The 7,825-nt window shown below is 63.6% G+C and carries 7 protein-coding genes; all 7 read right to left on the reverse strand.

The genetic code is table 11. The features are described 5' to 3' along the window. Positions 1-6 precede the first annotated feature (6 nt). The gene (rpoB, locus tag IBX53_RS05990; protein ID WP_290906778.1) at positions 7-4,086 is read right to left on the reverse strand and encodes a DNA-directed RNA polymerase subunit beta; all 4,080 of its coding nucleotides are present in this window, start codon (positions 4,084-4,086) and stop codon (positions 7-9) included. A 236-nt stretch (positions 4,087-4,322) separates the two neighbouring features. Then, entirely contained in the window at positions 4,323-4,691 is a 369-nt protein-coding gene (gene rplL / locus IBX53_RS05995) for a 50S ribosomal protein L7/L12 (protein WP_290797742.1), read from the reverse strand. Positions 4,692-4,795: 104 nt separating this feature from the next. Further along, positions 4,796-5,299, reverse strand: a complete 504-nt coding sequence (gene rplJ, locus IBX53_RS06000; RefSeq protein WP_290906788.1) for a 50S ribosomal protein L10 — start codon at positions 5,297-5,299, stop codon at positions 4,796-4,798. 273 nt (positions 5,300-5,572) lie between these two features. Continuing rightward, the gene (rplA, locus tag IBX53_RS06005) at positions 5,573-6,265 is read right to left on the reverse strand and encodes a 50S ribosomal protein L1 (protein ID WP_290906780.1); all 693 of its coding nucleotides are present in this window, start codon (positions 6,263-6,265) and stop codon (positions 5,573-5,575) included. Between the two features lie 2 nt (positions 6,266-6,267). Beyond that, positions 6,268-6,699 (reverse strand): 50S ribosomal protein L11, encoded by a 432-nt coding sequence (gene rplK / locus IBX53_RS06010; RefSeq protein WP_016419070.1) that lies wholly within the window; start codon positions 6,697-6,699, stop codon positions 6,268-6,270. 89 nt (positions 6,700-6,788) lie between these two features. Then, positions 6,789-7,322, reverse strand: a complete 534-nt coding sequence (gene nusG / locus IBX53_RS06015; protein ID WP_290906782.1) for a transcription termination/antitermination protein NusG — start codon at positions 7,320-7,322, stop codon at positions 6,789-6,791. A gap of 8 nt (positions 7,323-7,330) precedes the next feature. After that, a complete protein-coding gene (gene secE / locus IBX53_RS06020) occupies positions 7,331-7,699 on the reverse strand; it encodes a preprotein translocase subunit SecE (RefSeq protein WP_290906784.1) in 369 nt (122 codons plus the stop codon). Positions 7,700-7,825 lie beyond the last annotated feature (126 nt).

Here is a 7,825-nt window from a genome sequence, read left to right on the forward strand (position 1 = left end):
CGGCTCCTAGCTCTCTAACTCGATATCGATGCCCAGCGAGCGAATCTCCTTCACGAGCACGTTGAAGGATTCCGGCATGCCTGCCTGCATGGTGTGATCGCCGTCCACGATGTTCTTGTACATCTTGGTGCGACCCTCCACGTCGTCGGACTTCACGGTGAGCATCTCCTGGAGGGTGTAGGCCGCGCCGTAGGCTTCGAGGGCCCAGACCTCCATCTCGCCGAAGCGCTGACCACCAAACTGCGCCTTGCCGCCCAGCGGCTGCTGGGTAACCAGCGAGTAGGAGCCGGTGGAACGGGCGTGCATCTTGTCGTCCACCAGGTGGTTGAGCTTGAGCATGTACATGTAGCCGACGGTCACAGAACGGTCGAAGGCGTCACCGGTACGGCCGTCATAGAGCGTCATCTGACCGGAGTCCGGCAGGTCGGCCAGGCGCAGCAGATGCTTGATCTCATGCTCGTCCGCACCGTCGAATACCGGCGTGGACATGGGCACGCCTGACTTGAGGTTCTTCGCCAGGGCGATCACCTCCTCGTCGGAGAGGGTCTCGAGCTCCTCGACACGGGTACCCGGGGTGGAGTTGTAGACCTGCCCCAGGAAGTCGCGGATCTCGGCGACCTGCTGACCACGGGCGTCGCGCAGCATGCCATCGATCTTGCGACCCAGGCCCCAGGCGGCGAGGCCCAGGTGGGTCTCGAGGATCTGCCCCACGTTCATGCGCGACGGCACGCCCAGCGGGTTGAGGACCACGTCCACCGGCTCGCCGTTGTCATCGAAGGGCATGTCCTCGATGGGCATGATCGCGGAGATGACACCCTTGTTACCGTGACGGCCGGCCATCTTGTCACCCGGCTGCAGGCGACGCTTCACCGCCATGTAGACCTTGACGATCTTGAGCACGCCCGGTGCCAGGTCGTCGCCCTGGGTCAGCTTGCGCTTCTTGTCCTCGAAGCGCTCGTCCATCTCGCGGCGACGGTTCTCGAGCTGCTCGTCGGCCTGGGCCAGCAGTTCGTTGAGGGCCTCGTCCTGCAGGCGCAGCTTGAACCACTGCTGTCGCGGCAGCTCCTCGAGATAGCTCTCGGTGAGCACGTCGCCCTTCTTCAGCCTGGGCCCGCCGTTGACGGCCTGGCCGCTCAGGGTCCGCTTGAGGCGTTCGAAGGTGGCGTCCTCGGCGATGCGGTAGGTCTCCTGGAGATCCTTGCGCACCTCGTCGAGCTGCATCTGCTCGATGGCGATGGCCCGGGAGTCCTTCTCCACGCCGTCGCGGGTGAAGACCTGGACGTCGATGACGGTACCCTTCATGCCGGTGGGCGCACGAAGCGAGGTGTCCTTCACATCGGAGGCCTTCTCGCCGAAGATCGCGCGCAGCAGCTTCTCTTCCGGGGTCAGCTGGGTCTCGCCCTTGGGCGTGACCTTGCCGACCAGGATATCGCCCGGGCCGACCTCGGCGCCGATGTAGACCACGCCCGCCTCGTCCAGCTTGGAGAGCGCAGACTCGCCCACGTTGGGGATGTCGGAGGTAATCTCCTCCGGCCCCAGCTTGGTGTCGCGGGAGACGCAGGTCAGCTCCTGGATGTGGATGGTGGTGAAGCGGTCTTCCGTGACCACCCGCTCGGAGAGCAGGATGGAGTCCTCGAAGTTGTAGCCGTTCCAGGGCATGAAGGCGATGCGCATGTTCTGGCCCAGTGCCAGGTCGCCCATGTCCACGGAGGGACCGTCGGCGAGAATGTCACCGCGGGCCACCTGGTCACCGGGGCGCACGATGGGCCGCTGGTTCATGCAGGTGTTCTGGTTGGAACGCACGTACTTGGTCAGGTTGTAGATGTCGACGCCGGCCTCGCCGCCGATGATCTCTTCCTCGTTGATGCGCACCACGATGCGCTTGGCGTCGACCGAATCGATCACCCCGCCGCGAGTCGCCACGGCGCAGACGCCGGAGTCGCGGGCCACGAAGCGTTCCATGCCGGTGCCGACCAGTGGCTTGTCGGCACGCAGGGTGGGCACCGCCTGACGCTGCATGTTGGCCCCCATCAGGGCGCGGTTCGCGTCATCGTGCTCGAGGAACGGGATCAGCGCCGCAGCCACGGAGACCACCTGGCGCGGGGAGACGTCCATCAGCGTCACCTGCTCGGGACGCATGAAGGTGGTCTCGCCCTTGTGACGGACCTGGACCAGGTCGTCGATCAGCTTGTTCGACTCGTTGACCGTGGCCGAGGCCTGGGCGATGACGAAGTCACCCTCCTCGATCGCCGAAAGGTGCACGACGTCGTCGGTCACCTGAGCGTCCACCACCTTGCGGTAGGGTGTCTCGAGGAAACCGTAGCTGTTGGTGTGGCTGTAGGTGGCCAGGGAGTTGATCAGGCCGATGTTGGGGCCTTCCGGCGTCTCGATCGGGCACAGCCGGCCGTAGTGGGTGGCGTGAACGTCACGTACCTCGAAGCCGGCCCGCTCGCGGGTCAGGCCGCCCGGGCCAAGCGCGGAGACACGGCGCTTGTGGGTGACCTCGGAGAGCGGGTTATTCTGGTCCATGAACTGGGAGAGCTGACTGGAACCGAAGAACTCCTTGACCGCCGCGGCGACGGGCTTGGCGTTGATCAGGTCCTGGGGCATCAGGCCCTCGCTCTCGGCCATGGAGAGACGCTCCTTGACCGCGCGCTCGACGCGCACCAGGCCGACGCGGAACTGGTTCTCGGCCATCTCGCCCACGCAGCGGATGCGGCGGTTGCCCAGGTGGTCGATGTCATCCACTTCGCCGAAGCCGTTGCGGATGTGGATCAGCTCCCTGAGCACGTCCAGGATGTCGCGACGATCCAGCACACCGGAGCCGGTGTCGGCGTCACGACGCAGGCGACGGTTGAACTTCATGCGGCCGACGCCGGAGAGGTCGTAGCGGTCAGTGCTGAAGAACAGGTTGTTGAAAAGGGTCTCGGCGCTTTCCTTGGTGGGCGGCTCGCCGGGACGCATCATCCGATAGATCTCGACCAGCGCCTCGAGCTGGGAACCGGTGGTGTCCAGCCTGAGGGTATCGGAGATGAAGGGGCCGCAGTCGAGATCGTTGGTGTAGAGAGTCTCGACCTGGGTGATGCCGGCCTGGGCGATCTTCTCCAGCAGCTCCGGGTTGATCTCGGTGTTGCAGGGGCAGATCAGCTCGCCGGTGTTCGGATCCACCTGGTCACGACCCAGGGTCTTGCCGAACAGATACTCCATCGGCACATCGAGACGCTCGAGGCCGGCCTTTTCCAGCTGGCGAATGTGCTTCTGGGTGATACGGCGACCTTCCTCGACGATCACGCCGCCATCGGCATCCTTGATGTCGAAGGTGGCGGTCTCGCCGCGCAGGCGCGACGGAACCAGCTCCACGCTGAAGCCGGACTTCTCGATGTGGAAGGTGCTGGTCTCGAAGAACTCCTCGAGGATCTCCTCGGCACTCATACCGAGTGCACGCAGCAGAACACTCGCCGGCAGCTTGCGGCGACGGTCGATGCGGACGAAGACGCTGTCCTTGGGATCGAACTCGAAGTCGAGCCAGGAGCCGCGGTAGGGAATCACGCGAGCCGAGTAGAGCAGCTTGCCGGAGGAGTGGCTCTTGCCCTTGTCGTGGTCGAAGAACACGCCCGGGCTGCGATGCAGCTGCGAGACGATGACCCGCTCGGTGCCGTTGACCACGAAGGTGCCGTTCTCGGTCATCAGGGGGATCTCCCCCATGTAGACTTCCTGCTCCTTGATGTCCTTGATCGCCTTGTTCGACGATTCCTTGTCATAGATGATCAGGCGGACCTTGACGCGCAGCGGCGCCGAATAGGTGACGCCACGCAGCTGGCACTCCTTGACGTCGAACGCCGGGGTACCGAAACGGTAGCTCACATACTCCAGGGCAGCGTTGCCGGAGAAGCTCTCGATCGGAAAGACGGACTTGAAGGCGGCATGCAGGCCGATTTCCATCCGCTCTTCGGACGAACGGTCCTGCTGAAGGAAGTCGTAGTAGGAATCAAGCTGGATCGCCAGCAGGTAGGGCACATCCATCACTTGTGGCAGTTTGCCAAAATCCTTGCGGATGCGTTTTTTCTCAGTGTATGAGTAAGCCATCTGTATTCCCCAGCTTGTTCACCATGGGTGACCGATGCGTGGTCGGCGCCACCCGACGGACGCGACGCCGTCAGGCGATGAAGGCAAGCGCCTGGCATGGGCGCTCGCCTTCGGAATTCGGCTGGCGGTTCTGCCCTGTCGGCAGAGGCCAGTGACAACAGAAAAAGGCCGGCAGCGGGTGTCCCGCCACCAGCCATGGAAGCTTACGCAGCGCGTGAAGCCATGTAGCCCAAGTGTTACTTGAGCTCCACGCTCGCGCCGGCTTCTTCCAGCTTGGCCTTGGCCGCTTCAGCGTCGTCCTTGGACATGGCTTCCTTGATGGTCGCCGGAGCGCCGTCGACGGCACCCTTGGCTTCCTTAAGGCCCAGGCCGGTGATCTCGCGAACCACCTTGATCACGTTGACCTTCTTCTCGCCACAGCTGGTCAGCACGAGATCGAACTCGGTCTGCTCCTCGGCCACTTCACCGGCGGCAGCCGGGCCAGCCACGACGGCGGCAGCGGCAGACACGCCGAACTTCTCTTCCATCGCTTCGATCAGCTCGACCACTTCCATGACGGACATGTCGGCGACGGCGTTGATGATGTCTTCTTTGGTCAGTGCCATTGTCACGTTTCCTAACTTTGCGGGAGTCGCGGTGACCCGTCGACTCTGGATTCAATATACGATTCAGGCGGCCAGCAGGAGTTCGCCGATCAGGCGGCCTGCGATCAGGCGGCGGCTTCCTGCTTCTGGTCGCGCAGGGCGGCCAGGGTACGAACCAGCTTGCCGGCGGACGCTTCCTTCAGGACGGACATCAGCTTGGCGATGGCCTCGTCGTAGGTCGGCAGGGTCGCCAGGCGGTCGATATCGGCAGCCGGGATCAACTCACCTTCGTAGGCCAGCGCCTTGACTTCGAAGTCCTTCTCAGACTTGGCAAACTCCTTGAACAGACGGGCGGCGGCGCCCGGATGCTCGGTGGAGAAGGCCAGCAGGGTCGGACCAACGAAGCTCTCGTTCAGGCATTCCCACTGGGTGCCTGAGAGGGCGCGGCGCGCCAGGGTGTTGCGAACAACACGCAGCTGGACGCCATTCTCGCGAGCCTGCTTGCGCAGATCGGTCATCTTCTCGACCGAGACGCCACGAGAATCGGCAACTACGACGGAGAGTGCATCCTTGGCCGCTTCACTGACCTCGGCAACAATCGCCTTCTTGCCTTCGAGTGCTAGTGGCACAGTGATCACTCCTTCGTGCCGGAACCTCGCGATGAGGACTCCGGTGGTTACCATCTCCTCCGGTGCTGCCCGAGGGCGGCGACCGGAGGTCCTGGGTGATGGTGCTCACCAGAAACCTGGCGGCCACACCATCTGCGCAGGCCATCCGGAGGATGATTAAGCCGCCCTTCACGGGGAGGGGCGGCACCTGCGGTCTTTGACGGTGCCCCGCCGGCGAGTCTTGCTCCGCTCGGGGACCGCAAAGTTAATGCAATCGATCGATCCGCTGCCCGATCAGGCCAGGGCAGAGTGATCGATGGTCAGGCCCGGACCCATGGTGGTGGACACGGTGACCTTCTTGAGATAGATGCCCTTGGAGGCGCTCGGCTTCAGGCGCTTCAGGTCGGCGACCAGCGCTTCCAGGTTGCCCTGGATGGCGGCGGCGTCGAAATCGACCTTGCCAAGGGTGGTGTGAATGATGCCGTTCTTGTCAGTACGGAAACGCACCTGACCGGCCTTGGCGTTCTTGACGGCAGTGGCCACGTCCGGGGTCACGGTGCCGACCTTGGGGTTCGGCATCAGGCCGCGCGGACCGAGGATCTGGCCCAGCTGGCCGACGACACGCATGGCGTCCGGGGAGGCGATGACCACGTCGAAATCGAGCTGGCCCTTCTTGACCTGCTCGGCCAGGTCGTCCATGCCGACGATGTCGGCACCGGCTTCCTTGGCGGCATCGGCGTTGGCACCCTGGGTGAAGACGGCAACGCGCACGTCCTTGCCGGTTCCGTTGGGCATCACGGTCGCACCGCGAACCACCTGGTCGGATTTACGCGGGTCGACGCCCAGGTTGATGGCGACGTCCAGCGACTCCTTGAACTTGACGGTGGACAGCTCGGCGAGCAGGGCCACGGCCTCTTCCAGGGGGTAAGCCTTGGTCGGGTCGACCTTCTCGCGAATCAGTCTGGTACGCTTGGTCAGCTTGGCCATGATCAGAGACCCTCCACATTCAGGCCCATGCTGCGGGCGCTACCGGCAATGGTACGCACCGCGGCGTCGAGATCGGCAGCCGTCAGATCCGGCTCCTTGGTCTTGGCGATCTCCTCGAGCTGCTCGCGGGTCACGGTACCGACCTTCTTCTTGTTCGGCTCACCAGAGCCGGACTTGATACCAGCGGCCTTCTTCAGCAGGACCGCGGCGGGCGGGGTCTTGGTGACGAAGGTGAAGCTGCGATCGGAATAGACGGTAATCACCACGGGAGTGGGCAGACCCGGCTCTATCTCCTGGGTCGCGGCGTTGAACGCCTTGCAGAACTCCATGATGTTCACGCCGTGCTGACCCAGCGCGGGGCCGACGGGGGGACTCGGGTTGGCTTTACCGGCTGCGACCTGCAGCTTGATGTAAGCCTGTACTTTCTTGGCCATGTTGAACTCCAGTTGGGTAGTAGCGCCTTTCGGCTCCCCGGTGATACGACGGACTCAGCAGCCGCCTTGCTTGCGTCAGGCCGAGCGGATCACTCCTTCTCGACCTGAGCGAATTCCAGTTCGACAGGAGTGGAGCGTCCGAAGATCAGCACGCTGACCTGGACGCGACTCTTGTCATAGTTGACCTCTTCGACCACGCCGTTGAAGTCGGCGAAGGGGCCGTCGACCACGCGCACGGACTGACCCGGCTCGAAGAGTGTCTTGGGCCGCGGCTTGTCGGTGCCGTCCTGAACGCGGCGAAGAATGGCATCCGCCTCCTTCTGGGTAATCGCCGCCGGCTTCTCCTTGGTGCCACCGATGAACCCCATGACGCGCGGTGTCTCGTTGACCAGGTGCCATGTCTCGTCATCCATCTCCATCTCGACCAGCACATAGCCGGGATAGAACTTGCGCTCACTCTTGCGGCGCTTGCCGTCACGCATCTCGACGACTTCTTCTGTCGGCACCAGGATCTCGCCGAAGCGATCCTCCATGCCGTACATCTTCACGCGCTCGATAAGCGAGCGCATGACATGCTTTTCGAAGCCGGAGTAGGCGTGAACGACGTACCAACGCTTGGACATGAAGGCTCCTAACCAATGACGCCGGACATCGCCCAGCCAAGAAGGGTGTCGATCAGCCACAGCATCAGGCCAACCACCAGCACGGCCACCAGCACGATAGCGGTGGTCTGTACGGTTTCGGGGCGTGTCGGCCATACCACGCGCTGGATTTCCTTCTTGGCGGCGCGGGCCAGTTCGGCGAGCTCGCGGCCACGAGTGGTGGTGAGCGCCACTACGCCAGCCAGCGCACACAGCGCGACCACGCCCAGCACGCGATAGAGCATGGCCAGATCGGCGAACCAGGTATTGCCGACCACGGCCAGAACCAGCAGAGTGACGACAGCCGCCCATTTGAGCCCGTCGTGGCGCGACTCCTGCACCTCGGCGCTATGCTTCATGAAAACGAGACTCCTCAGGGTGCGGCAATCGAAACGTGAAATCTTTCGGGGACTCGCCAGCCTGGGGAAGACTGGCAGGCCAGGAGGGAATCGAACCCCCAACCTGCGGTTTTGGAGACCGCTGCT

This window comes from Halomonas sp. (genome assembly GCF_014859505.1).
Classification (GTDB): Bacteria; Pseudomonadota; Gammaproteobacteria; order Pseudomonadales; family Halomonadaceae; genus Halomonas.

Excerpts from the sequence above, each read along its gene's own strand:
- rpoB (WP_290906778.1), bottom strand. The coding sequence starts at position 4,086 with ATGGCTTACTCATACACTGAGAAAAAACGCATCCGCAAGGATTTTGGC.
- rplL (WP_290797742.1), bottom strand. The coding sequence starts at position 4,691 with ATGGCACTGACCAAAGAAGACATCATCAACGCCGTCGCCGACATGTCC.
- rplA (WP_290906780.1), bottom strand. The coding sequence starts at position 6,265 with ATGGCCAAGCTGACCAAGCGTACCAGACTGATTCGCGAGAAGGTCGAC.
- rplK (WP_016419070.1), bottom strand. The coding sequence starts at position 6,699 with ATGGCCAAGAAAGTACAGGCTTACATCAAGCTGCAGGTCGCAGCCGGT.
- nusG (WP_290906782.1), bottom strand. The coding sequence starts at position 7,322 with ATGTCCAAGCGTTGGTACGTCGTTCACGCCTACTCCGGCTTCGAAAAG.
- secE (WP_290906784.1), bottom strand. The coding sequence starts at position 7,699 with ATGAAGCATAGCGCCGAGGTGCAGGAGTCGCGCCACGACGGGCTCAAA.